We start from the raw sequence: 26270 nt of genomic DNA on the forward strand, positions 1-26270 counted from the left end.
CATCTCACCAGAGAAGGAAAGAAAGCCTCGCCAATAACGACGGGGCTTCTTACCCATACTTAAATTATTATCGAATGATCAATAATTCGGATTCTGTATCAATACACCGTTGGAGAAGTCGATCTGATCCTGCGGTAAGGGGAAGTATTCGTGCGCTTTCGACCAGGCTGATACGTGTCCGGACAATAGCGGATCTAGTTCCACACTATTCAGTCTATCCATGATCTTCCAACGTTTCATATCATAATAGCGGATCAATTCGAACGGAGTTTCCACACGACGTTCGTGGCGGATTGCTTCACGCAACTGATCTTGATTCAAGCTGGCGGCCAAATCAGCTAGACCGGCACGTTGACGAACCAGATTTACCATGTCGGCAGCACCGGAAATACCCAGTTCATTGGCTGCTTCAGCTTTCAAGAGCAGCAATTCACCCCAACGAAGGAATACCCAGTCCTGTTCGCTACGGGTACTTGCCTGCCACATATCACCATCTTTCATCAATGGGGTCAGCCATTTTACCATTGCCTTTTTCAAATCGCTTCTATTCAGAGATACGACTTCACCTCCCGGCCACTGATATTTATCATCAAAAGCGACAATCTGTCCCAACCGGTTATCACCTTCCTCATACTCATTTGTCAGATTAGCGACCGGACGTACTCCGGAATAGTTTCCATATATATGGTCGAAATTATTATAATTGTTCGGAGCCAGAAACTTGATTGAGAAGACAATCTCCGGACTGGTTTCCTGTGTATCATAAGTAAAGTTGTCCGCATAACGACCGGCTAAAGAATAGCCTTTTATTTCATTCAACAAATTGTATGCTTCCTGTACTTCGTTACGATTGGCTACTTTTCCGTCTTCACCAAAAGCATGGAACATCAGGAGACGTGCTTTTAATCCCTGGGCAGCTCCTTTTGTAGCATGTCCGCCGGCACCCTTGAATGTCTTGTCATCCATTTTATCGATCGCAGTCTGTAAATCTGTGATCAGATTATTATAAACTGTTTCCAGAGATTCTTTCGGCATATTCTGAGTTGTAAGATCCAGCGGTTCCGTTGGATAGGGAACTTCACCGTAACACAGATAAAGCAGGTAATAGCAGTAAGAACGTAAGAAAAGCGCCTCTCCTTCATACTGGTTACGGACAGTATTCATATCTCCTCCCTGATAATTCTTCAGCTGATATAAGAAGATATTCAGACGGGTAATAGCTTCATAAGCTTCTTTATAAAGTTCCGGAACGAATCCTGTCATTGACGGATCTATATTATCCGCCTGGATCAGGTCTGTTTTATACACATAGCTGGAACCGGAACTACCGTAACCATTATCTGTCAGACAGTCGTAAACAACCATCCCATAGGATAATGTTTTAGCCTGCATACCTTGATAACAGCCGGTCAACGCGGAATCAAAATCAGATTTTGATTGCCAGAAAATGCTTTCTGACGGAGAAGTTGTCGGTGGCGTATCCAAAATATCAGAACAGGATGATACAGCCATCATACCGGCAACCAATAGTGAAATATATGATAGTTTATTCATTTTCATAATTACTTTACAATTAAATTAGAATTCAAGATTTACACCGAATGAAATGATACGGTTCTGCGGATAATAAACCAAACGTGTACCCTTTGTGGAATTATAGTTACGTTCCGGGTCACCACCCTGTGGGAATTTAGTTATCGTCAGCAGGTTGTCACCAGAGAAGTAGAAACGCAGACGTTCGATCTTCGCTTTGCTTGTCAGTGCTTTCGGCAATGTGTAACCGAATGTCAGGTTCTTCAGACGGAAATAAGAAGCATTGTATAACCAGTAGGTACTTTCACGCTGGTTCTTTGCACCACCTAAATCAGCGAAATACAGACGCGGATATTTGGCGTCTCTATGATCTTCCGTCCACATATTATCGATATAGTCTTGTGAGATAGGCGTTCCCTGATAGAACGGACGTAATCCCCAGCCGCTGGCATAATGTTTAGCACCTTGTACACCTTGTCCCATCAAAGAGAGGTCGAAACCTTTCCAACTGGCACCCAGGTTCACGGAATACTCAAAATCAGGGAAGCGGCCATCAAGTACTTTACGGTCGTTTTCATCGACAATGCCATCGGGTACTCCATTAGGGCCACTGATATCGGCATATTTAATATCACCTGGCAATGTCTTATCATTAAATTGCTTGGGGGAATTGCTTACATCAGCTTCATCCCTAAAGATACCGATTGCTTCATAACCATAGAATGACTCATAAGGTATACCTTCCTTATAGATTAAACCTTTAGAAGAGTCTATATAATCGGCACCATATTTCGTCAACTCATTTCTCGTACGATCAAAGAATACACCGGCATTGTAATTTAAGCCTTTGAATACTCCTTCTTTTATATATCCGTTATAAGCCAACGATATTTCAATACCTTTGTTTACCATTTCACCAGCATTGACATACGGAGCTTTCAAGCCCAGTAATGAATTGCTCTGTGCCTCACGAAGAATATCGTATGTTCTTTTCTTATACCAGTCGAAAGTAATATTGAAACCGTTGAAAGCAGTGATATCGATACCGAAGTCACCGATAGCCGTAGATTCCCATTTCAGATCACGGTTGGTAAGGGCGGTCTGTGCAACACCGGCTCCCAGATTCGAGTTGTCGAAACTATAATCCTTACCTGTTGTAACCAAAGCATAGTAAGAATAAAGATCGATATTCTGGTTACCCAGGATCCCCCAGGATCCACGCAACTTCATGCTGTTCAGCCATTCCCAGTTGAGATCCTTCATCCATTCTTCTTCAGTCATACGCCATCCCACAGAGAAGGAAGGGAATATACCCCAGCGGGAATCGGATGAAATGCGGGAAGAACCGTCGTAACGGGCATTCACCTCCAATAAATAACGCTGTTTGAAAGCATAGTTGGCACGGAAGAAAGCAGACATAATGCCCCATTCTTCAGATTCACCTTTGTTAGTCTGTACAGAAGAAATACCTGTATTCAGTTCATGCAAGGGGAAGTCATAATTCTGACGGTAACCTTCCAGATTATCCATTTTATAATATTCCAGATTGTAACCTGCCATAAAAGAGAAGTCATGTTCTTTATTAGGAGTAGCCCAGTCGTATTTCAAATACGTATATAAGTTATAGTAAGAACTATTTTCCATTGTACTTGTCAAACCTGTTCCGTTTGTATTCAATGTACCATTCTGTACACCGTCATGATAGTAGTAAACCGGTGTCGGAAGCGCTCCCCAGTTCTTTGTATGCTGTTGCTTGTAGCGCATAGCACCTTTGGTATACCAGCTTAAGCCTTTGATCGGACTTACTTCCAACCAAGCCTGAGTGTTTACATCCGTATTCACATAGTTCTTGAAGTTTTCCGTTTCAGTAATGGCAACCATGTTTTTATTATTACTTTCAAAGGTAAACGCTTTCATCGTGTAACGCTTAATGCCTGTGCCATCATCCGGCAGCCAGGGCATGTAAGTCGGCGCCTGAGAAATAGTTGACAGATAAGCGTCGGTATCCCCCTGGCGTGTTTCCTGGCGATTGCTGCGGCTGCCGGTAAAATACATTCCGAAGCGTATCCAATCGTTTACTTGTGAAGTCAGATCCAACGTTGCATTGTAACGCTTGAATTCCTGCCCTTTCATGGTACCGGGCTGGTTGATCATACTTAAAGAAGCGTTGTAAGAAGTTTTACCGGTAGTACCGGCTACACTCAGGTTGTGCTGCTGAACGAAAGCAGGATCAAACATATAATCCAACCAGTTGAAGCTGGGGTATTTGGTCGGGTCGGACGGATTGGTGTAGTTTGCAATCATCTCTGCCGAATAACGGTCAGTTGCCGGAGCTCCGGAATTATCCTTCGCCATATTGAAATATTTCATATAGGTAGGAGAATCCCAAATCACATCCAGCAGGTTTGTCGGATTGTGTACGGCAAAGTTGCCATTATAACGAACGGAGATGCGGTCTTTTGTTTCCGAACCATTCTTCGTTGTAATCAGAATCACACCATTTGCTGCGCGCGAACCATAGATGGAAGCCGAAGCTGCATCCTTCAAGACGGAAACACTTTCAATGATGTTCGGGTCGAGGGAAGCGAGATCCCCCTCTACTCCGTTAATCAGGATTAACGGGTCAGAGCCGGTACCGGAATAAGTACCTTGGCCACGTACACGGATCTGAACCGATTCGTTACCCGGCTGGCCTTTGTCGGAAGTAATACGCAAACCCGGCATCTGGCCTTGCAACATGGTCGATGTATTGGCTACCGGACGCTTGGCTATTTCTTCACCGGTAACGGCGGAAACAGCACCGGTCAGGTTCACTTTCTTCTGCGTACCATAACCAACCACTACTACTTCATCCAGATTCTGAGTATCTTCCTGAAGAGTTATTTTCAAGCGGGCATTACTTGTTACTTTTATTTCCTGGTCTTTGTAACCAAGATACTTTACCAATATAACATCCCCGGTTTTAGCCGGAACAATAAAATTCCCTTCTACATCCGTAATAATACCTGTGGTTGTTCCCTTCACTAGTACCGATACACCGATCATCGGCTCTCCAAACTCATCCAGAACGATGCCGGAGACAGTCGGTGTTTGCGCAAACAAACTTAGACTTGAATTAAACGCCACCAATAAAAATAATAATCGCCAAAACGATTGAGTGGCACTCTTGATTTCTTTTTTCATTTAATCATGGATTTAATTAGACTTAAAATTTAAACAAATTCAATAACACAAAGAAACGTATTCTCCCCGCTTTCCAAAGAGAATACGCTCCCAATTTAGTATTAAATTATTCTATATGAATAGATTGATACAAAAGTGACAGGAATGTGAAATGATTTTACAAGTTCTCCTATTCCTGGCTGTTATTCATCTGCACAAACTCGGTCGGAGTGCACCCGTAAAAAGCTTTAAATGAATTCGAGAAGTAAGAATGGCTATTAAAACCGAGATGAGAAGCTATTTCCGATACATTCATTTCAGATTCTTTCAACAATTTCGCTGCTACTTCCAGACGTTTGTTACGAATCAATTCCATCGGGGAAAGTTCGGTGATGGATTTTAGCTTTCGATAGAGGTTTGCCCGGCTGATACCGATCTCCGAACACAACAACTCGACATCCAGTTTTTCATTGGAGATGTTTTTCTCGATCACATCAAACAGTTTCTGGGAGAAACGTTCGTCGGCCGACTTTACCTCGATTCCCATCACTTCCGGTGAGAAACGTTTCCCATACAGTTTCTTCAATTGCTCCCTTAAAGTCAATAGGCTGCGGATGCGTGTTTGCAACACGTCCATATTGAACGGTTTGACGATATAATCGTCTGCACCCGCCTGGAACCCTTCTTTGATATGGACGACCATCGAGCGGGCGGTCATCAGAATAACCGGAATATGCCCCACCCGTATGTCATTCTTGATCATCGTACAGAGTTCCAGCCCATCGCGTTTCGGCATCATGATGTCGCTGAGTACCAGATCCGGGAAGTCCTGCACTACTTTTTCATAGGCTCTTACCCCGTCGGCGGCTTCGATTACCGTATATTCAGCTTCCAGGCTTTTCCGCAGATAATCGCGGACATCCTTGTCATCCTCGACCAGCAGAATCTTATATTTCGGCTGGTCTCCTTTATCTACAACCGGCAGGGAGACGGAGATATCCTCGGTATTCGTTATTTCCGCGATCTTATCTATCTCCCGGCTTTCTATCTGTTCCTCGGAAAAGGCCGCACGGGAAATCGGAAGGATGACAACAAAGCAAGCTCCCTGAGACACGGTATTATCCACATAGATTACTCCGCGATGGAGCTGTACGATCGTATAGACCAGGCTTAAACCGATGCCTGTCCCGGATAAATTGATACCCGACGTCTCCGGGATCTGGTAGAACGGGGTAAATATCTTATCCGCTTCCTCTTCTGCAATCCCTTTTCCGGAGTCTTTTACTTTCAGCCGGACATAATTTATATTTTCACCTGTATATAATCCCTCTGTCCGCTCCGGTTCAAGCTCTTTTAGAGAGACTTCCGAAACTTCCATGACAATCGATTCACCGGGACTGGTATATTTGAAGGCATTCGATAGCAGATTGAAGACTACTTTCTCCAAAAGGGACTTGTCAAACCAGGCATCGATCGTTTTAGGGGTACAGTTCAAGGTGAATTTGACCTCATTCGTCAAAGCAATCTGGTTAAAGGCATAATATATTTCCTTTATATATTCACAAATGTCCCCTTCGCTCACCTTCAGATCCATGCTGCCCGCCTGATTTTTATGCAGATCCATCAACTGATTGACCAGCAGCAGCAGTTTTTGTGCATTCTTATAGATGATGGACAGTTTGTCATGCAATTCCACCGGTATGTCTATCCGTTTGACTAATTCCTCAAACGGGGTGATAATCAACATCAAAGGCGTACGTAATTCATGGGAGAAGTTGGTAAACAAGCGTATCTTTGCCTGGTGAAATTCTTCCTGCTTCTGTTTCTCCAGTTGCTTTAATTTCAAACCGGCTTCCAGGTTGCGTTTGATACTCACATAATAGAGGATTCCGTAGATAATGGCGGCAAAAACGATGACATAGAACAGGTAAGCATACCAGGTTCTCCACAAAGGCGGCTGCACGATGATTACGAGCGAACGTCCTGTTTCGTTCCACACATCGTCATTATTAGAAGCTTTCACACGGAATACATATTTGCCGGGGCTCAGGTTGGTATAAAATGCGGAATTGCGTTCGCCAACATAGTTCCAGCCGGTATCATATCCTTCGAGCTTATAAGCGTATTGGTTTTGGGTCGAATAGATATAATTCAAAGCCTGATAGGTGATTGAAAAGTTATTTTCGTTGTAATGGAGCCGGATCGTTTCCATGCCGTCCAGCGTTTTATCCAGAATGGCGGATTCGTCGCCGACCATTACCGGCTGATTATTAACGGATAGTTGTTCGAGCACCACTGCCGGGATATTTTCATTCTTATCCATCGCCTCTACCTGGAGTGTCACGAACCCGTTACTTCCGGCAAAGCAGAGGTTTCCATCCGGCAAAGCGATTCCGCTGTGTAAGGTAAATTCGCGGATGTCGATTCCGTTGTGGCGGTGGTAGTTACGCACTTCGTTGCCGGCAGGATCAAACATCGTTAATCCATTGACAGTACTCATCCATAGTTTCCGGTCGCTGCTTTCTACCAGGGAGCAGATGTTATTATCCAGCAAGCCTTCTTTAGCCGTCATGACGCGCCGGATTCCTTGCGAGGGATCGAACTGAAAGAGACCGCCGCCGTAAGTTGAAACCCATATGTCTCCTGATTCCGTGCGGGTGATGGCTGAAATATAATTGTTCGGGATCCTGTACTTTTCTACAGAGGCTTCATTCGTATATTTCGTCAATTGCTTTTTATTCGTGTCGAGGTGAAGCAATCCATCTACGGTACTGCCCAATAAAAGCGTGCCGTCTTCATTCTCCAACATACAACGGATATTCGAGATGTAGAACGGTTCATCCACATTGTTGGTTAATGGCTTAACGAGCTTGTCATCTACGAAACAAGTCAATCCGTATTCGGTCGATGCGCCGCCTACCCACAAAATGCCTTTATGGTCGCGGATGATGGAGTAGATCGAGTACTCAACCGGATATCTGTGATAAAGGGAGAATTTACCGGTCTTGATGTCGAACTTGTAAATTTCCCCTTTCGTGGTTCCACACCAGACGGTTCCGTCTTCATAGAAAACTGATTTGATAATGTTTGTGTTAAAGGCAAAACGGGAAGAAGGGTCTACCAGATAATAATGCGACTCATCCGTCTGATAATTATAGCTCAACAATCCGTATCCTTCTGTTGCGATCCAGAGTTTCGATGGGGATTCGTAGGTTATGGCGCCGTAAATACCGGTTCTGATGTTCAGTTCCTCTTCCGGCTTATGGAAGACAAAGCGGCTGGTAAATTTGTTCAGGTAGTTCACACCGCCGGCAAACGTACCGACCCATAATGTTTCGTCCCGGTCTACACAAAAGGCATAGACAGAATAATGGCTCAATGATTTATTTATGTCATCGTATCCGGCCATTTTCACGATCCGTTCGGTCGTCGGATCTAAAGAATATATACCATCGAAAGTACCGATCAGAAGTTTGTTTTGCCATTCGATCAGGCAACGGACAGAGTTATTGGCGAGCTTGCTGTTTTCACTCGTAAAAGCTAGGATTTCATTATTGCGCAGGTCTACCTTGTTAAGTCCATATTTGCTGCCGATCCATATCTGTTTCTTTGCATCTTCATAAATAGAGGTGATATCGTTATTGTTTATGCGCATATTTTTCGTTTCGGTCGAAAAATGGCTGATAAGATTCATCTGGTTGTCACATAGAAAGACTCCTTTGTTTCTTGTCCCTATCCAGAACTTACCGGTGCTGTCTTCAAATATAGTTGCCACTGCTGTGTTATCCAGTTCTCCGTCCAGGGAAAAGGATTCAAAAGAGTCGTTATCACTGTTGTAACGGCTTAAGCCATTCCAGGTTCCAATCCAGAGATGGCCGGAATGATCCGTATATATCGCTGCAATACTGTTTGTTATCGCTCCGTTTATCTCGACGCTGTAACGTTTTATCCGGTTCGTGTTCAGGTCTATACGGTTTAATCCGTTGCCTGTTCCTATCCATAGGTTTCCATTCCGGTCTTCAGCTATCGAAGTGATAGAGTTATTGGATAAGCTCTGTTCGTTTCCATCTTCACGGCGGTAGATTATGTATTCTTTCCCGTTAAAACGGTTTAATCCGTTCTTGGTGGCAAACCATAAATAGCCTTTTGAATCCTGGAAAATATCCATGACAGACAGCTGTGAAATACCTTCGTTTAAATCTGAATTAAAGATATAGGGATATCTTGTCTTTTCAGCCTGTAAAATGAAGGAAAAGCATATAATAGCAAGTGTAAATAGATATCTCATATCAGGAGTATTATTCGTTTTCTTTGCAGGTGGCAAGCTCTAATTCGAGCTTTAGTATATATCGCTCTTTATCGATCAAACGGTCGCTAAGTATTTCAACTTTCCGTTTCAACGCGATGATTTTCGGACTATCTTCATCATCCGGAGTGGTATTTTTTGGAATAAGCATATTTCCTTTACCGACAGCGAGCCATTCGAAGCTGACTTCCGGATAACAATTTATAATCTTTTGTACTGTTTCAATACTTGGGCATGCACCGCGATAACTCAGAGAGTGATAGGTGCTATAAGGAATATGGCTACATCTTAATATTACTGAAGGTTTAATATTATAATATGTTGCGATGTCTTGAATACGGTCGTAGAATGATTGCATAGTAGTATTTTTATTAGATTAAAGCTATATTTTGTCATTAACTGGGAGATAAAAATAGACAAATATATCTATTTCGCAAATTAAATATGCTATTTATTGATAAAATAGACGTACGATGGGAGTAGAAAACAATTATCAATGCGAATAATCGTGGTTTTTGTATGCAATAACGTATTTTTATTAACATAAACTACGGAATGTAGTTGTTTGCATCGATTAAAGACTTTGTAAAACTGATTCGACATCATTAATAAGCAGTTATTACTTATAAAAACGATCTACGGCCGTAGTTTTCTCTTTTGTTTTCTACTATAATCCGTCTACGAAGGATATTTGCAACTGTTTTTATCCTAAAAAAAGACGGATTATAGTAGAAAAATAAGGAATTATTCGACTTCAAGGAATGTGGTAGGCAGTCCACTCGACTTGACAGCGACAATATTCTTCTCTTTTTTAAGATTTACCTTAATGCGAGCCCTTCCGTTGTAGGTTTGAAGCTTTCTACTTCCGGTTGAAGTCCCCTGATTCTGTATCAATGAACCATTTCCTATAATTTCAAACTCGACATACTTCTTTGAATCAAGGCAGCGAATATTATTTTTGTCGAAAAGTTGGGCTTCCAATAAAACGGTATCGCCTTCACGTGAAACAACCGACAACGACATAGATGCTTCCTCACCCCACTTTTCAGATTGGTACTCCTGGATGATCGTATCTGCTATTTCTGTTTTTCCTTTTTTGGCGACAGCACGGATTTCATTCTGGCCTTCTTCATAGACACAGTTCCAACGCAGTCCGGCTGCCGGATAATCCTGGCTATTGCGTTTTTTTACGCCCTGGCTGATGCCGTTGACGAATAGTTCGACTTCATCACAGTTGGAGTAAACCAGCACCTCTTTCCGGTCGCCTTTGTTTCCCCAACGCACCGGCCAACTATGGCCGTAGATATGAACCATCGGGGCTGTCGTCCAGTAGGATTGGAAAACATAATAGCTTTCCTTCGGTGTGAAATCACGTTCAATCACGCCTTTCTGGTTGACATAGGGAACCGGATTTTCGGGACGTACGGGAGTTGAGAAGTCTTTGAACGGCCAATAGGCAGTGCCTGTCAGCCAGGGCATTGTTTCCTGTTCCTTCAAATGCCAGTCGATCAGGCGGACGATATAGCTTTCCGACCAGTCGCCATCTTTCGAGGCACGGGCGGTTCCTCCGTATAAGGAAGCGTCGCCGGCGCGTTCATCGGCTCCCTGGCCGGATTCCAGTCCTTTCAGATTAGCGAATACATTTTCCGAGTGACGGCGGGCATGGCTGTCACCCCCCCATTCTACATGCAGGAAACGTTTTACCTTTTGCATTTCCTGCTCCGAGACGTTTTTATAATCGGTAAAGACTCCGCGATACCATCCTGCCCAAATGGATGGGGAATATACATCTACTATATCGCTGCAAAACTCACAGCGCCGGATAGCCGTCATGCGGGTATCATCCAGTCGATGGGCCAAGTCATGCAGTTCCTTCATAAAGGCACGGATAGCCCCTTTGTCGAAGGTACTGAAATCGTTAGGCCAGTCGTTTTCGTTGCCAAGTCCCCAGATGATTACTGATGGGTGATTGTGATGCTGGCCGATCATATTGGTCAGCATACGGCGTGCCTGTTCTTTGTATATCTCACCCCCTAAACCACCACGGCACCAGGGTATTTCTTCCCAGACAAGGATCCCTAATTCGTCACAAAGCCGAAGGATGATTTCCGATTGCTGGTAATGGCCGAGACGGATGAAATTGACACCCATGTCTTTCATCATTTGCATTTCAGTGCGCATCATATCTTCGGTCATTGCCTGAGCAACTCCGGCATGGTCTTCATGGCGGTGCGTTCCGCGAAGCAAAAGGCGTTTGCCATTCAGGAAGAAAGGGCCTTTCTCTTTAAATTCCGCCTGGCGGAAGCCGAAATGTTCTTCTGCGGACAGAGATTGTCCGGCGGCGTTGATTATCAGTTCGCAAGTGTATAAAGCGGGATTGTCGACATGCCATAAGGCCGGGTTCTTTACCTTTACTTCGGTCAGGAACTGGTCGCCTAAAGGTAATATACCGGTTATCGTCTGTGTGAATATTTGTTTGCGGTTATTGTCATAGACAGAGACTGTTACATCTGCTTCCTTTATATCTTCGGGGTTATAGAAAGTTGTTTTTACCTTCAATATTCCTTCTTTCCTGTCAGCAGAAAGTTCCGGTTCGAGACGGATCTGTTTGAAAGAAGCTTTCGGTAGATAAACCAGATTCAGATAACGGTAAAGGCCGCCGTAAAGATTGAAGTCCGAAAGGTCGGATGGTATCATTTCCAGGTCGCGCGAGTTATCGCAACGGATGGATAAAGGAACTTTTCCTCCGAAACGTTTTACCAGTTTATCATTTTTAAGGAAGGAATCTACTGCTTCCGTTATATCCACGCTCCATTCATCATATCCGCCGACATGCCGGCCGACAAGAGTGGTGTAGACATAAACGTCCGTCTTCTGTCCTGCTCCTTCGAAATCAAGGACAATGCGGCCGTCAGGATAAGGATTATCGATCGACAGCCCTGTCTTGTACCATCCAGGCCCCTGGTAATAATTGAGATCGGGGTCGACTGCATCTTCTGCATTGAAGCAATGCGGCAGCGTAACTTTCTGCCAGATAGGAACCGTTTCGGGATTTCCCGGTGAGAAGGGGCGCACTGCTTCCCAGATTCCGCCCAGATCCCCTTTCAGGTATTCCCAATTGTCTGTTAATCTTATTTTTTGTTTCGATGGAACCTTCCCTGCAATCGAAAAGCAACAGAGCAGGAAAAGGCAAGAGAAGAAAATGTTTTTCATTATCTATTCGTTTTATATTAGTTTATTAAACAGCTATCTATTTAATATTTATATATTCATAATATGGCTGTGCCCTCTTTCTCCAGTTTCTGTTTCCGGAGTAAGGCTTCCAGATAATAATAATCGGCATATACAATAGGGACGTCGACTTCTACATTGTGCATTTTCGATCCTGTACTGTGTAGCAACAAAAAGCCTCTGTCTTTGCCTGCTGTCGTACGGTAGTTCTTCGACAGGTTATTCAGTATTGTATTTGCTTTCGATACGTAATCATTCTGTTTCTCCGGGACGTACATGCTTAATTCGTACAAGGCAGAAGCCGTAACGGTTGCAGCGGAAGCATCGCGGGGTTCGTCCGGTATTCCGGGCGCGTTAAAGTCCCAGTAAGGAATTAAATCTTCCGGTAAATCCGGACTGGAAAAGATATAATCGGCGATATGTCCGGCCTGTTCAAGAAACTCCGGTAAGCCGGTTTCCCGGTAACACATCGTATAGCCATAAAGTCCCCATGCTTGTCCGCGCGACCAGGCTGATTCGTGTGCATATCCCTGATGGGTATGCCTGTTTATTACAGCTCCGGTTATAGTGTCATAATCCACTACATGATAAGAGCTATAATCGTCACGGTAATGATTTTTCATAGTTGTACGGGCGTGGTTAACGGCTACATTATAAAATAAAGAATCGCCGCTGGCTCTGAATGCCCAGAAAAGCAACTCCAGATTCATCATGTTGTCGATGATAACGGGGCACTCCCATTTATCACGGCTATGATCCCAGGAACGGATAGCTCCTATTTTTTCTTTGTAGCGGGTAGTCAGTGTATAGGCCGATTGCAGTAGGACTTCTTTGTAGTTAGCGTCTCCGGTCAGGCGGTAACCATTTCCAAAAGAACAATAGACTTTAAAACCCATATCATGCGTACCGCCATTCAGTTTTTCGCGTTCAATCAGTGCCGTTTGCTGACGTGCTTTGTCTTTCCAGAAATCATCTCCGGTGTATTCGTACATATACCAAAGTTCACCGGGAAAGAATCCGCTTGTCCAATCGCGTGAGACTACCATGTGCAGCGTTCCGTCAGACTCTATATTTCGCGGGCTGGCCAATGGCCCCTGATTCAGTTTATCACGTAATGCTTGTTTTTCCGGCAGTTCGGAAGAACGGACTAAATCCATTTCAACAAAAGCCTGCTTCAGTTGTGTTCCTGCAAATGTAAAGTTATCACGTACTAAATCGCTCTTATCCGATCCACAGGACGCAAGAGCAGCTAATAAAAGTAAGAGAGGTGTTTTGAATTTCATGTTCATCAACTATAAAGTAAACTAATTATTTTTCTTATGTCTTTACAACCATAAAAGAGGATGGCGAATAGGAAGATTGCGTATCACTTCGTCATTTTCCGGATAATGCTCCAGTGCAGACCAAACCGATACATATTCTTCGTTCGGTGTATCATAAGCGCTGAATAGTAAAGCGGGTTGTGCTACAGGCCATTGCTCCCAATACATTACATCTTCTTCAAAAGGCCAGGCAGACTTATCCTTTATATAAGGGAATAGCCAGGCTACTCCTTTCTGCATATTCCGTCCATCACCGGTTGTATATTGCCATAGGTTGTGAGTATCATCGGAAAGGATATGGCAAATTGTCGCCATTGCGTCGAGGTTAAACAAGGAATAGCCATAAGGCTTGGTACGGTTTAACTCCAGCGGAAAACTGCCATCAGCATCCATCTGGCCGGGCAATAAGACTGTCTGATAACGGTCACGGCAGAAGTCCGTCAGCTCCTTATTGCCTGTATACTTCGCAAACTGGGCCACCTGCATTACCCAGCAAGTCCCGTGATTGTTTTTAGCATTCATTTCATCCAGGCCGTAAGGATGGTTTGTCAACCAGTGGAGATAGTCTGCAAACCATTTTTTCGTCCCTGTTAAGTATTCTTCAGAGAGTAAGTTCGCATCTTCCAGCAGGATCAACGATTGAACGACTTCCAGTAAATGAATTGTATCGATAATACCTATCCCCCGCCCTGTTGCTATCCCTTTTATAGCTTGCGCATATTGAAGATTGGGGTTCATCCGTGTTTCGGGATCGATAAACCAGGCATGGATATGTTCCAGAGCCTGCACTGCATACTTCTTATCTCCGGTAATAATCCAGGCAGATGTCAGGTCACCGACAAGCGTACTGAAACGGATCATGGCATGGCGATGGGCAACAAAGTTATCGGGATTGGTTTCTCCGTCACGCCGGATGTAGGCGCTGTCCGGACTTATGGGGTTCGGCCACCAATAATCGCCTTCGGAATAGAAGTCGTGCATATTGCCGGTACTTCGTTCGGCTATAAAAGATGTGATGGTAAGAGGATCCTGTGTTAATGCAGTATTTCCCCGGGTAATGATTTCGGCATGCAACAGACCGGAAACCCGTTTCTTCAGCTGCCCTTCTCCGGAGCAGCTGACAAAGGCAAGCCCTATGACGGATATTAAAAAGAGTAACTTTGTATTCATGGTATATATCGATTATTTCTCGACCAAAAATACAATATTAGGCACACCCCGATTTTTAATATTATCGCAAAAGCTTGTAGATTTATTGCAAATACAACAAATTGAGAGATAATTGTACAATAGCGACAGATAATCGCATCCGATATTGAGGATGCAATTATCTTATTATGATGTATCTGTTACTTCGAATAGATAAACTTGTACTCATAGGTAGTCTGCTTCGCTATTTTGTCCGTAGAGTTGGTCTGCTCCTGGATAGTCATGCCGGTTATATAATCGCCGGTTGTCGTAAAATGATATGTATACTTAGCTGTTGTGTCATCCTCTCCGGAAAGACTATAGTAAGTAGCCGATTCAGGCAAGTTCCTGCTCCGGTTTCCATAGAGTAGGTTAATCGGGGAAAAAGCATCGAAACCCACCGGATTGAAAGATGGTATTACACGCCAGGGGAAGTTGGACGGAGTTAAAGCCGTGCCGTATTTATATTCAATTCTCTTCTTGTCTTGGGTGAAAAGGACTACATTGCTGTTTTCCCATGCATAGGTCTCCTCCTTTTCAAATGTCTGCGATTCGTAGCCTTCTTCTCCCTCTTTCGGCCAGGTCATGGTTCGTGAAGCCCCGGTCAGGCTCGAGCCACTATACTGATATTTATAGTTATCGCTTGTGTAGATCTTTCCGTCAAAAGCATTTTTCTTCATAACAGACTTGTCAGTGACAACCAACCCGCCAAGAATATATTCAATGCGTTCGACTCCTTCTTCAGGATTCATCATCGTGATCTTCTTGTCTACATATATAAAAGGAATGTTTTTCCCATCAACAAAATCGATAGAAGCAATCTTATCATCATTCGTATAATTGATATATGCAAAAAACACTACGTCTGCCTCTTTGGTACAAATTACTTGCGTCAATTTGTCTAACTCAGGAACAACCGGTTTATCATCATCTCCGCAGGATAACAGCCCCAGAGCCATTATCACCAATAAGAATGTATACTTTTTCATCTCTTTCGTTTTTATAATTCAACACGACAAAATTAGAACATTTGGAGAAATAAAGGCTGATGTAACCAATTTTAAGTGATCTCTAAAATTTCATAAAACGCTCTCACTCTCCTTTTATCAACTCCTGTATCTTACCCTTGTCGCCTACAACCCAGACCAGATCATCCAATTCAAAGACCGTATCGTTATCGGGGGTCATCAGGGAGTCGCCGTTGCGTTCGAGGGCGACGATCAGGCAATTGTAGCGGCGGCCGACATTCGACTGCATGATACTCTGTCCGAGGAAAGGGAAACTCTCATCGACGACAAACGAATTGACCGTAACATCTTTAGGCTGCCCGTCCGAACATGCAGATCCGTTTTCCTGATCTTCCAGCTTGGCCTGAAAAGCTTTCAGCTGCTCATCGGTTCCCACCACGACTACCTTATCCTGCGGGTAAATATGGTCGGAACCTCCGGGGATATAAATCTTATAATCGTCCCGGATAATCTCTACAATACTCACTCCGAAATCCTTCCTGAGAGGCAATTCCGCCAACGCCTTCCCGGCATAGGGAGAACAGGGCGAAACCGGCACGATCGCCAGATGGATATCCTTATCGCTCAATTGGTTGTTAAAGCTCGCTTTCAACGGATTCCGCTTCCGGTCGACTTCCTCCCGGCGATTCAGGTTAGTCAGGAAATGGGCTTCCAGCCTGGAATACTGGTTCAGGTCGCGGCGGAACAAAATGATCAGGATCATAACCCCCACGGCTATAATCGCACCGACCCCATACTGCACATGATAATACTTGATCAACACGATCGAAACGAACAGGATGGCGACAAAGACCCTGAACAGAACCAGCGCCACCAATTTACCATGATTATATTTGTTATCCTTCCACAAGCTCATAAACAATTCAGGCGAATTATTCTTATTGGCTACCAACCCCGACAAGAAAGGAGTCATCAGGAGAAGTGTCAGCACACTCATGATAATGCTTCCCCACATCTCCATCGCCGGGAACTTCTCCACTAGCAGCGGATGGATAACCTGGGTAGACAACAACAGGATAGCCGTCAGCAAAACGGAATGGATCAATATCTTTCCGGCATAAATCTTCAGCAGTTTCCGCCAGTCGCTCTCATGGTTGATCGTTTTCGATCCCGACGAATAGCGATCCAGGAAGTCACGCGCCTTATCCGGCAGTATCTTATAGAGCCATTCTGCAAACGGCCCCGACAAACGGATAAAGTAAGGAGTAGTAAACGTCGTTATCACCGACACCGCCACGATAATCGGGTACACATAATCGTCTAGCACTTTGAGCGACACACCCAAGGCTGCAATGATAAAGGCAAACTCCCCGATCTGTGCCAGACTGAACCCCGATTGTATGGACGTTTTAAGCGGTTGCCCCGACAACAGGACACCAAAAGAAGAAAAGAACGCCTTCCCTACAATCGTAACCAGCGTGATAAGAATGACAGGCCATGCATATTCAACCAGGACAGCCGGATCGACCAGCATACCCACCGACACGAAGAAGATAGCGCCGAACAAGTCCTTCACCGGCTTGATAATATGCTCGATACGCTCCGCCTCGATCGTCTCCGCCAGGATCGACCCCATGATGAAAGCCCCCAGGGCTGCCGAGAAACCGGTCTTTGTAGCCACAACCACCATCCCCAGACATAAGCCGAGGGCAATTACCAGCAACGTCTCATCATTCATCAGCTTCCTGACCTTTTTCAGCAAAGCCGGAATAACGAAGATACCCACCAGGAACCAGAGGATCAGGAAGAAGGCGACCTTCAGGATACTGCCGATCATCTCCTCTCCGGCAAACTCCTGGCTGACAGCCATCGTCGAAAGCAACACCATCATGATAATAGCCACCAGGTCTTCCACCACCAACGTACCGAATACAATCCCCGTAAAACGCTGGTTCCGTAATCCCAAGTCATCAAACGCTTTTATGATAATAGTAGTCGACGACATCGACAACATCCCTCCCAGGAATATGGAATTCATCGTAGACCATCCCAGCAGATGCCCGATCAGATACCCCACGATCAGCATCGTTATCACCTCCGTCATTGCTGTGATAAAGGCGGTAGACCCTACATTCATCAACTTTTTAAAGCTAAACTCGAGCCCGAGGGCAAAGAGTAGGAAGACGACTCCCATCTCCGCCCAGAGATTAATATTTTCTACATCGACAACCGTCGGAAAGATATGGATATAGGGCCCGGCCAATAACCCGGCCACGATATACCCCAGCACGAGCGGTTGTTTCAGCCATTTAAATAATAAGGTTATCACACCTGCGGATATAAGGATCAAAGCCAGATCGGAAATCAAATCGGGTAAATGCGACATATGTAATTATTGATTAGTAAGTTTCGTAAACAAAAATAACATTTTCTGACGTTTTATCAAGCATAGCTCCCCGTTTTTTCTAACTTTGCCTTCCGTAATTATAAGCAGTTTACAAGCAAAGAACTATTAATTTAATACTTGTCAGTATATGAAAAACAGATTATTCCTCAGTCTTGTTCTGTGCATCCTGTTTAATTTAAACGGAATAGCTCAGAGCGCCGTCTTCGAGTCGCTGAAATTCGATAGTAAGAAACTAGGTAAAGAGGTGTCCTACTCGATCTACCTGCCGTCCGATTACAACACCTCGCAACGTAATTACCCGGTACTCTATCTGCTGCACGGCTACACCGACGATGAAACCATGTGGATACAGACCGGCGAAGTAAAAGAAATTGCCGACAAAGCGATCGGCAGCGGCGACGCTTCACAAATGATCATCGTGATGCCCAATGCCTGGGATACCTGGTACATCAACCAATACGACGGCAAAGCCCCTTACGAAGATATGTTCTTTGAAGAACTGATCCCCTATATCGAAAAGACCTACCGCGCCCGCAGCCGTCAGGAGTTCCGCGCCATTGCCGGGCTTTCGATGGGTGGCTACGGTTCGTTCCTTTACTCGCTGCATCACCCGGAAATGTTCGCCGCCTGCGCACCGCTCAGCGCTGCAGTTTTCGACGACAGCGTAATGGAAAAACGTCAGGCCCAATCTCACAAAGATCTGTTCAGCCGCCTGTTCGGCCCCGGGCTCGACTACTGGCATCAGAACAGCGTATTGAAAATGCTATCCGAACTGGATAAGGACAACCTGCCCCGCATCCGGTATTATATCGACTGCGGAGATAAAGACGGCCTGCTGGAAGGCAATTTCCAGGCCCATAAGATCATGCAGGAAAAAGGGATGAAACATGAGTTCCGTGTACGTGGCGGCGGACATACCTGGTTATATTGGCGTACCGCCCTTCCGGAAGTACTCAGTTTCGTCAGCGGGGCATTCCGCAGAAACCAACAATAACAAATCAACGAATGAAAAGAAACACAATAGCCGGGAGAGGACAGGTCATATTGATTACCGGAGCCTCTTCCGGTTTTGGGAAAACCACAGCAACATCTTTAGTCGACGAAGGATATATCGTATATGGAACGAGCCGGAAGGCGATAGAAGAGACAGACGGGATAAAAATGCTGGAAATGGATGTCACCCGTCCGGAGTCTATCCAACGAGGTATCGACCGTATCCTGGCAGAACAGGGACATATCGATATCCTGATAAACAATGCCGGCCTGGGTATCAGCGGGGCACTCGAACTGGCTACCGGCGTAGAGATAGACCGGCAAATGAATACGAATTTCCTGGGAGTCGTACAAACATGCAAAGCCATATTGCCGGTCATGCGGAAAGCCGGTCAAGGCACGATTATCAATATCAGCTCGATAGGCGGGCTGATCGCCGTCCCTTTCCAGGGCTATTACTCCGCCTCCAAATTTGCCGTAGAAGGTTTCAGTGAAGCATTACAATATGAAGTACGTCCGTTCGGTATTCGCGTCTGCCTGGTCGAACCGGGCGATTTCTGCACCAACTTCACGGCCAACCGATGCATTTCGGATGCCACCCTCGCCCACCCGGATTACCGGGCGGCCTTCACACAAACGATAGCCGCGATCGAAGAGATGGAACGGAAAGGTACGCATCCGGATAAACTGGCACTTACGATCAGCCGCCTGATAAAAAAGCGACACCCTCCGTTCCGTACCAAAACCGGCCCTATCGAACAGGTGCTCTTCGCACGCTGTAAAGGCTGGCTTCCGGATCGGCTCGTAGCATGGATGGTACGAAAAGGGTACAAACTGAAATGACCTATTCGGCAAAGGGGATCATCGCTTGACCGATCCCTACCTTCTTTTCTATCCCGGAACGGCCTTTTTCCTTATACAGATACCCCCGGAACATACCGGTGGTATTGAAAGGCAGGGCGATATTTCCATCCTTATCGACAGCGATCAGACCGCCTTCGCCAGCATTGACATTCAGTTCCGTATGGATAATATAACCGGCTGCCTGTTCTACCTGTTCCTTCAGGTATTTATACCGGGCGCACAGGTTAAAGGCTACGGCGTGACGGATGAAATATTCGCCATGACCGGTACAGGAAACGGCACAACTCTGATTATCGGCATACGTTCCGGCACCGATCACCGGAGAATCGCCGATACGTCCCCATTTCTTTTTAAACGTACCGCCGGTACTGGTTCCGGCCGTCAGGTTTCCCTGTTTATCGAGGATAACACAACCGACTGTCCCGTTCTTCCGGCTTTCCTGCTTCAGCTTATCGATCCACTCCATCGTCTTGGGAGTGGCGAAATACATATTATCATCGACCAACTCCAACCCCTGTTCGGCAGCGAAATCGTCCGCCCCTGTGCCACTCAGCATCACATGGCGGCTCTTTGTCTTGACGGCATAAGCGGCATTGATCGGGTTCTTTATCGTCTTGACCCCGGCAACCGCTCCGGCAGAGAGGTCTTTCCCTTCCATGATAGAGGCATCCAGTTCGAAAGTACCGTCGGCCGTGCAGGTGGCACCCTTTCCGGCATTGAATAACGGATTGTTCTCAAAATAATTGATCACAGCCATGACAGCCTGGGGACCTTCGCCACCGGCGGCAAGAATACGGTCGCCGATCGTCAGGGCAGAGTCGAGAGCTGCATAATACTGGGCCGAACGCACCGGATCGCTTTCCACTTTAGCGACATCGCCCGCCCCACCATGTACAACGATTACATATTCACGATCTTGCGCCTGCGCCAGAAAGCCACAAGACAAGGCTACAGTAAAGATTAAATTTCTTATCATAATGCAATAGAATTAAGTCTGTAATAGAAAATGAAATACAAGAATGAACCAATTATGAGGTGAAACTTCATAATTGGTTCATATATGTTTTAATTAGATACAACCACGTTATTTCTTATACCAAACCGGCCCCGGTTGATTCCCCATTTCAAACTCAAGCGTTGCACCGCTCATAATCTGTTCGTGGGTAATATAGCTCTTATCATACGGCTGGCCGTTCAATTTAACCGACTGGATATAAATATTTTCTGCATTGACACCCGCAGCCAGGATAGTAAATGCCTTACCGTCTGCCAGATGCATTTTTACTTCGGGGAACAGAGGCGTACCGATTTCGTACTGCCCGCTTACCGGATCGACCGGATAGAAGCCCATCGCACTGAACACGAACCAGGCTGACATCTGTCCGCAGTCTTCGTTACCGCAGATACCGTCGGGAGCATTCAGATACAGGTCATGTAATACCTGTGCTACATATTTCTGCGTCTTCCAGGGTTGGTCTACCTTATTATACAGATAGATCACATGATGGCTGGGCTCGTTGCCATGTGCATACTGTCCGATCATACCTGTACTGAAAATCGGCAGATCCTCTTTCGCATCCGGAGCATAGGTGAACATGCTGTCCAGTTTCTCCGTGAAACGTTCCTTGCTGCCTAACAGTCCGATCAGGCCGTCCAGATCCTGCGGTACATACCAGAAATACTGCCAGGCATTACTTTCACAGATATCTTCGGTATAATCTTTTGCATTGAACGGAGTAACGAACTGTCCTTTTTCATTACGCGGCTGCATGAAGGTTGTTTCGGGGTTGTACACATTCCGGAAGTTCTGTGAGCGTTTGTAGAATTCATCCGCAATCTCTTTCTTGCCCATCTTCTCTGCCATACGCGCAATACAATAGTCGTCGTAAGCATATTCCATTGTTTTAGACAACGACCAGTTTTCCCATTTAGCCGGATCGCTGTTAGCCGGTACATATCCTAACTTCTTATACTCTCCGATTCCCCGGTAGTCATCGCGGTTGGCTGTGGCGACACATGCCTGCAAAGCAAGTTCCGGATTGAATGTCGCGATACCTTTCAGGTAAGCATCCACAATGACCGGAACAGCATGGTAACCGATCATCATATTGGTTTCATGGCCGTAAAGGTTCCACAAAGGAAGCGCGCCATTCTGTTCGTAGAATTTCAGGAAGCCCTGGATCATGTCGTTTACACGCTTCGGATCCGTATAAGTGTACAACGGATGAGCTGCACGGAAGGTATCCCACAAAGAGAAAGTGGAATAGTTATTCCATCCGTCCGCCTTATGGATCTGATTGTCGGGGCCGTAATAAGAGCCGTCCACATCGCTGAAGATGGTCGGGGCGATCATCGTGTGATAAATAGCGGTATAGAACTTCACGAGGTCATCCGTATTATTTCCGTTCACCTCGATCTTGGACAGTTCTTTGTTCCAACGGGCAACTGCTTCTTTATGGTACTTGTCGAAATCATTCAAAGGAACTTCCGCCTGGAGATTCTTCGCTGCGCCTTCCATGCTGACACCCGAGATAGCCGTATTGACCAGGATCTCTTCGTCTTTCTCTGTATTAAAATCGAAACGGGCGATGTAAGCGGTTCCGATCTGTCCCTTATCTTTTGTCACGATAGCAGTCGTATCCATATGATAGGCGACAAACGGTTTGGAGAAACGTGTCTGGAAATAAACGTGCTGGTTAGGCGACCATCCCTGCGAGAAACGGTATCCGCGGATAGTCACCGAGTCGATCACCTCAATATAGGAGTCGAGGGTAAAGTCCCAATTCATCGCTTTCTTCAGGTTCAGGAATACCGAAGCTTCGGCTTTCGGGAAGGTATAACGCTGGATACCGCAACGTTCGGTAGCCGTCAGCTCTACATTAATATTATAGTCCTGCAGCAAGACGCGGTAATAACCGGCCGAAGCTGCTTCTTCATTATGCGAGAAGGTAGAATAAATGCCCAGAGGAGCCGGAGCTTCTTTATAAGGACGGGTGACAGGCATAAAGGAGATATCATACAGATCTCCTGCCCCTGTACCGGAAAGATGGGTATGGCTGAAACCGGCAATCGTCGTATCGGGATAGAAATACCCGGAGATACGATCCCACCCCGGCAATCCGTTGTCAGGACTAAGCTGCACCATACCATAAGGAGCCTGTGCTCCCGGATAGGTATTTCCGGTGAAATCGGTACCGATCATAGGGTTAACATACTGTGTATAATCTGCCTCCTTTGGTTCCTCAGGCGTGCAGGCTACCAGAGCCAGCAGGGAGACCGCCAATAATGATATGTGCCTCATTTGTTTATAATTTTGTTCAGACGTTTACAAAGATAAGAATGATCCGAAAGAGAACATACAAATCCAGTATCAAATCTATATAATTTAAATATCCTCTTTCATTTTTTTGATTACTACGATCAATGGATCCAGCTCATTTTCCAATACCCACCACACTTCTTCCGCATCTATATCGAAATAATGGTGTGCTATTACATCCCGAAAACCCATCACCTTTTTCCAAGGTATATCCGGATAAAGCGGCAACAACTCCTTATTCGTCACTTTATCCAGGCTTTTCAGACTTTCACCGATCGCAATAAAGAGCATACAAACAGCATCCAGCTTTTCAACCCGTTCAGGAGATAATAAAAAGTCATTGGCACAATGGATATCAACCGTTCGGTGCTTCAATCGCAATAAAGCTTCTTCTATTTGAATCAGCATGGATGTGACTAACTCTTTGTTATACATAGATACCTTCTTTTTCTATCTGTTGACGTAAATAAGGGTTCATACGTTCACGATAACGAACGATATCGACAGAGTGCTTAAACATATTTTCCAGTTCTTCTTTCAAATCCATCAGTAGAAAAGGGTTGGGAGTTTCTGTTTCCACACAAACATCCAGATCACTACCCTCATGGTTATCTCCCCGTGCAACAGAGCCGAAAAGACGGATAGAACGTAACCCGAACTTCTGCATAAGCTGTTGCTTACAGGCTGTCAACTGACGTATATAATCTTCTTTTTTCAGCATAGGAAATGAATTTAACTTTCACAAAAATAGGATGATTTAAGATAAGAAGCAAATTTTAGGCTATATAATAAATCAGGCATGAACCCCACAGTTTTATCTGCGAAATCCATGCCTGAATAAATTCATTTCTAATGTCTACGGCCTATTAAGCTTCATTTTCTTCTTCATCGTCGTCGTCAGGCTCTTCTACCGGAGCTTTTCTGACAAAGAATGCACTTAATTCGTACAATCCGTATAACGGGAAGAATACAACGCTCAATGTAAACGGATCGCTACTTGGGGTAATGAATGCCGCAGCAACCAATAATCCGACGATAGCGTGTCGTCTGTATTTGTGGAAAAATCCTCTGTGCAACAGCCCCAGCTTTGAAAGCAGCCAGGATACCAACGGCATCTCGAAGACAATTCCCATCACAAAGATCAGCATAAGGAAGTTATCCATATACGAATCCAGAGAGACCTGTTCGGTAATGTTAGCACTCAATTGATACGTTGCCAGGAAACGAAGTGTCATCGGGAATACCATAAAATAACCTACGGCGCAACCCAGGAAAAACATAATCGTTCCGAAAAAGAATACCCACCGGATGTTCTTCTTTTCATTCTCGTATAAAGCCGGACTTACAAACTTCCAGATCTCATACATCAAGTAGGGAAAAGTAAGCACGAGGGCCAGCCAGAATGAGGTCGACATGTGAGTAAAGAACTGGGAAGCCAACTTGATGTTGACTATATCTACGTGGAAGCCGTCATTACAAAAGTCAGGCAGAACATCGAACCAGGAGCTTATACTGATAAGCCATATATTTAACTCACACAACCATTTATAAAGAACAAAATCGGCGTAGCAGGGAGCCATGATAACGTGATCGAAAATATCACGCATAAAGGCAAAACTACCGATAGCAAAGACAAAGAGTGCTAAAATAGAACGGAATAAAGTCCAACGAAGTTCTTCCAGGTGATCCCAAAAGGACATTTCATCTTGTTCCAATTCTTCCATTTTTTACTTCTTATCGTTGTCGTCGAGCTTAATATCGTCTTCTAATCCTTTTACACCGTCTTTAAAGTTCTTCACACCTTTACCGATACCTTTCATCAGTTCAGGGATTTTCTTTCCACCGAAAAGTAACAACACAACAATGGCGATGATAACAATTTCGCCAGTACCTAAGTTTCCTAAGAATAGTAATTCGTTCATGATATTATAATAATTAGTCGTTAATATTCGCCTTTTAATAGGGGCAAAGATACTATTTGTAACGAATAGTCACTCCATTATTCTAATTTTATTACCTTTGCACCGTCTTAAAAAACTGAAATTAGAAAAAGATTAGAAAGATGAAAGCTTATGTATTTCCCGGTCAGGGTGCACAGTTTGTCGGAATGGGAAAAGACCTTTACGATAACAATCCCCTTGCAAAAGAGTTGTTTGAGAAAGCAAATGATATTCTTGGTTTCCGCATCACAGACCTGATGTTCGCAGGAACAGACGAAGATCTGAGACAGACGAAAGTTACGCAGCCTGCTATATTCTTACACTCGGTTATTCTCGCTAAAACTCTAGGCGACCAGTTCAAACCGGATATGACAGCAGGTCATTCCCTGGGTGAGTTCTCTGCACTCGTTGCAGCAGGAGCACTGTCTTTTGAAGATGGTCTGGTACTGGTTTCCAAACGTGCTATGGCTATGCAGAAAGCCTGCGAAGCGACTCCTTCTACAATGGCTGCCGTTCTGGCTTTGCCGGATGCAACAGTTGAAGAAATTTGTGCAAGCATTACTGACGAAGTTGTTGTTTGTGCAAACTATAACTGCCCGGGTCAGCTGGTTATCTCCGGTTCGATCCCTGGAATCGATGCGGCTTGCGAAAAGTTGCTGGCTGCCGGTGCTAAACGTGCACTAAAGCTGAAGGTTGGTGGTGCATTCCACTCTCCGTTGATGGAACCGGCCCGTGCCGAACTGGCTGCTGCCATCGAAGCAACTCCGATCCACAAACCTGCTTGCCCTGTTTACCAGAATGTAAGCACAAAAGGCGAAACTGATCCCGATACAATCAAGGCAAACCTGATCGCCCAGCTGACTGCTCCAGTTCGTTGGACTCAGAGCGTTCAGAACATGATTGCCGACGGTGCCGATCATTTCATCGAATTAGGCCCGGGTGCCGTACTTCAGGGACTGGTTAAGAAGATCAATAAGGAAATGACAACGGAAGGTATGCAATAAGCTTACAATTCAACTTATATATAAAAAGGTTGG

The 26270-nt window shown here is 45.0% G+C and carries 18 protein-coding genes; 3 read left to right on the forward strand and 15 right to left on the reverse strand.

Going from position 1 to position 26270, the window contains the following annotated elements:
* Positions 1–78: 78 nt before the first annotated feature.
* The 9 genes from HMPREF1212_RS15420 to HMPREF1212_RS15460 form a co-directional block, all read right to left on the reverse strand.
* Positions 79–1554: a RagB/SusD family nutrient uptake outer membrane protein gene (locus HMPREF1212_RS15420; protein ID WP_046150426.1), complete on the reverse strand. Its 1476-nt coding sequence runs from the start codon at positions 1552–1554 to the stop codon at positions 79–81.
* Positions 1555–1578: 24 nt separating this feature from the next.
* On the reverse strand, positions 1579–4716 hold the full coding sequence (locus tag HMPREF1212_RS15425; protein ID WP_046149939.1) for a SusC/RagA family TonB-linked outer membrane protein: 3138 nt from the start codon (positions 4714–4716) through the stop codon (positions 1579–1581).
* A 169-nt stretch (positions 4717–4885) separates the two neighbouring features.
* Positions 4886–8983 carry a hybrid sensor histidine kinase/response regulator transcription factor gene (locus HMPREF1212_RS15430; RefSeq protein ID WP_046149940.1) on the reverse strand — a complete coding sequence of 1366 codons (4098 nt, stop codon included), beginning with the start codon at positions 8981–8983 and terminating at the stop codon, positions 4886–4888.
* Between the two features lie 10 nt (positions 8984–8993).
* Positions 8994–9359: a hypothetical protein gene (locus tag HMPREF1212_RS15435; RefSeq protein WP_046149941.1), complete on the reverse strand. Its 366-nt coding sequence runs from the start codon at positions 9357–9359 to the stop codon at positions 8994–8996.
* Positions 9360–9745: 386 nt separating this feature from the next.
* On the reverse strand, positions 9746–12214 hold the full coding sequence (locus HMPREF1212_RS15440; protein ID WP_046149942.1) for a glycoside hydrolase family 2 protein: 2469 nt from the start codon (positions 12212–12214) through the stop codon (positions 9746–9748).
* 56 nt (positions 12215–12270) lie between these two features.
* The gene (locus HMPREF1212_RS15445; RefSeq protein WP_046150427.1) at positions 12271–13515 is read right to left on the reverse strand and encodes a glycoside hydrolase family 88 protein; all 1245 of its coding nucleotides are present in this window, start codon (positions 13513–13515) and stop codon (positions 12271–12273) included.
* 42 nt (positions 13516–13557) lie between these two features.
* Positions 13558–14724 carry an alginate lyase family protein gene (locus tag HMPREF1212_RS15450; RefSeq protein WP_046149943.1) on the reverse strand — a complete coding sequence of 389 codons (1167 nt, stop codon included), beginning with the start codon at positions 14722–14724 and terminating at the stop codon, positions 13558–13560.
* A 179-nt stretch (positions 14725–14903) separates the two neighbouring features.
* Positions 14904–15731, reverse strand: a complete 828-nt coding sequence (locus HMPREF1212_RS15455) for a DUF5032 domain-containing protein (RefSeq protein ID WP_046149944.1) — start codon at positions 15729–15731, stop codon at positions 14904–14906.
* A gap of 103 nt (positions 15732–15834) precedes the next feature.
* Positions 15835–18096, reverse strand: coding sequence for a monovalent cation:proton antiporter family protein (locus HMPREF1212_RS15460; RefSeq protein WP_046149945.1), 2262 nt, complete (start codon positions 18094–18096; stop codon positions 15835–15837).
* Between the two features lie 148 nt (positions 18097–18244).
* On the opposite strand from HMPREF1212_RS15460, the gene HMPREF1212_RS15465 reads away from it, so the two are divergent.
* Both HMPREF1212_RS15465 and HMPREF1212_RS15470 read left to right on the forward strand, forming a co-directional pair.
* Positions 18245–19111, forward strand: coding sequence for an alpha/beta hydrolase (locus tag HMPREF1212_RS15465; RefSeq protein ID WP_046149946.1), 867 nt, complete (start codon positions 18245–18247; stop codon positions 19109–19111).
* Positions 19112–19122: 11 nt separating this feature from the next.
* Entirely contained in the window at positions 19123–19953 is an 831-nt protein-coding gene (locus HMPREF1212_RS15470; RefSeq protein WP_046149947.1) for a 3-ketodihydrosphingosine reductase, read from the forward strand.
* Position 19954: 1 nt separating this feature from the next.
* Here the strand turns inward: HMPREF1212_RS15470 and HMPREF1212_RS15475 are convergent, their stop codons facing one another.
* The 6 genes from HMPREF1212_RS15475 to HMPREF1212_RS15500 all read right to left on the reverse strand — a co-directional run bounded on the left by HMPREF1212_RS15475 (position 19955) and on the right by HMPREF1212_RS15500 (position 25215).
* Positions 19955–20950 carry an isoaspartyl peptidase/L-asparaginase family protein gene (locus tag HMPREF1212_RS15475; protein ID WP_046149948.1) on the reverse strand — a complete coding sequence of 332 codons (996 nt, stop codon included), beginning with the start codon at positions 20948–20950 and terminating at the stop codon, positions 19955–19957.
* A 108-nt stretch (positions 20951–21058) separates the two neighbouring features.
* Positions 21059–23275, reverse strand: a complete 2217-nt coding sequence (locus HMPREF1212_RS15480) for a GH92 family glycosyl hydrolase (RefSeq protein WP_046149949.1) — start codon at positions 23273–23275, stop codon at positions 21059–21061.
* Between the two features lie 84 nt (positions 23276–23359).
* A complete protein-coding gene (locus tag HMPREF1212_RS15485) occupies positions 23360–23728 on the reverse strand; it encodes a HepT-like ribonuclease domain-containing protein (protein WP_046149950.1) in 369 nt (122 codons plus the stop codon).
* Positions 23721–24014: a nucleotidyltransferase family protein gene (locus tag HMPREF1212_RS15490; protein WP_028727642.1), complete on the reverse strand. Its 294-nt coding sequence runs from the start codon at positions 24012–24014 to the stop codon at positions 23721–23723. The genes HMPREF1212_RS15485 and HMPREF1212_RS15490 overlap by 8 nt, the downstream gene beginning before the upstream one ends.
* Before the next feature lie 145 nt (positions 24015–24159).
* Positions 24160–25017, reverse strand: a complete 858-nt coding sequence (gene tatC, locus HMPREF1212_RS15495; protein ID WP_028727643.1) for a twin-arginine translocase subunit TatC — start codon at positions 25015–25017, stop codon at positions 24160–24162.
* 3 nt (positions 25018–25020) lie between these two features.
* Positions 25021–25215, reverse strand: coding sequence for a Sec-independent protein translocase subunit TatA/TatB (locus tag HMPREF1212_RS15500; protein WP_007652767.1), 195 nt, complete (start codon positions 25213–25215; stop codon positions 25021–25023).
* A 140-nt stretch (positions 25216–25355) separates the two neighbouring features.
* On the opposite strand from HMPREF1212_RS15500, the gene fabD reads away from it, so the two are divergent.
* On the forward strand, positions 25356–26237 hold the full coding sequence (gene fabD, locus HMPREF1212_RS15505; protein WP_028727644.1) for an ACP S-malonyltransferase: 882 nt from the start codon (positions 25356–25358) through the stop codon (positions 26235–26237).
* The last annotated feature ends 33 nt before the right edge of the window (positions 26238–26270 follow it).

The sequence above is a fragment of the Parabacteroides sp. HGS0025 genome (assembly GCF_000969845.1).
GTDB classification, from domain to species: domain Bacteria; phylum Bacteroidota; class Bacteroidia; order Bacteroidales; family Tannerellaceae; genus Parabacteroides; species Parabacteroides gordonii.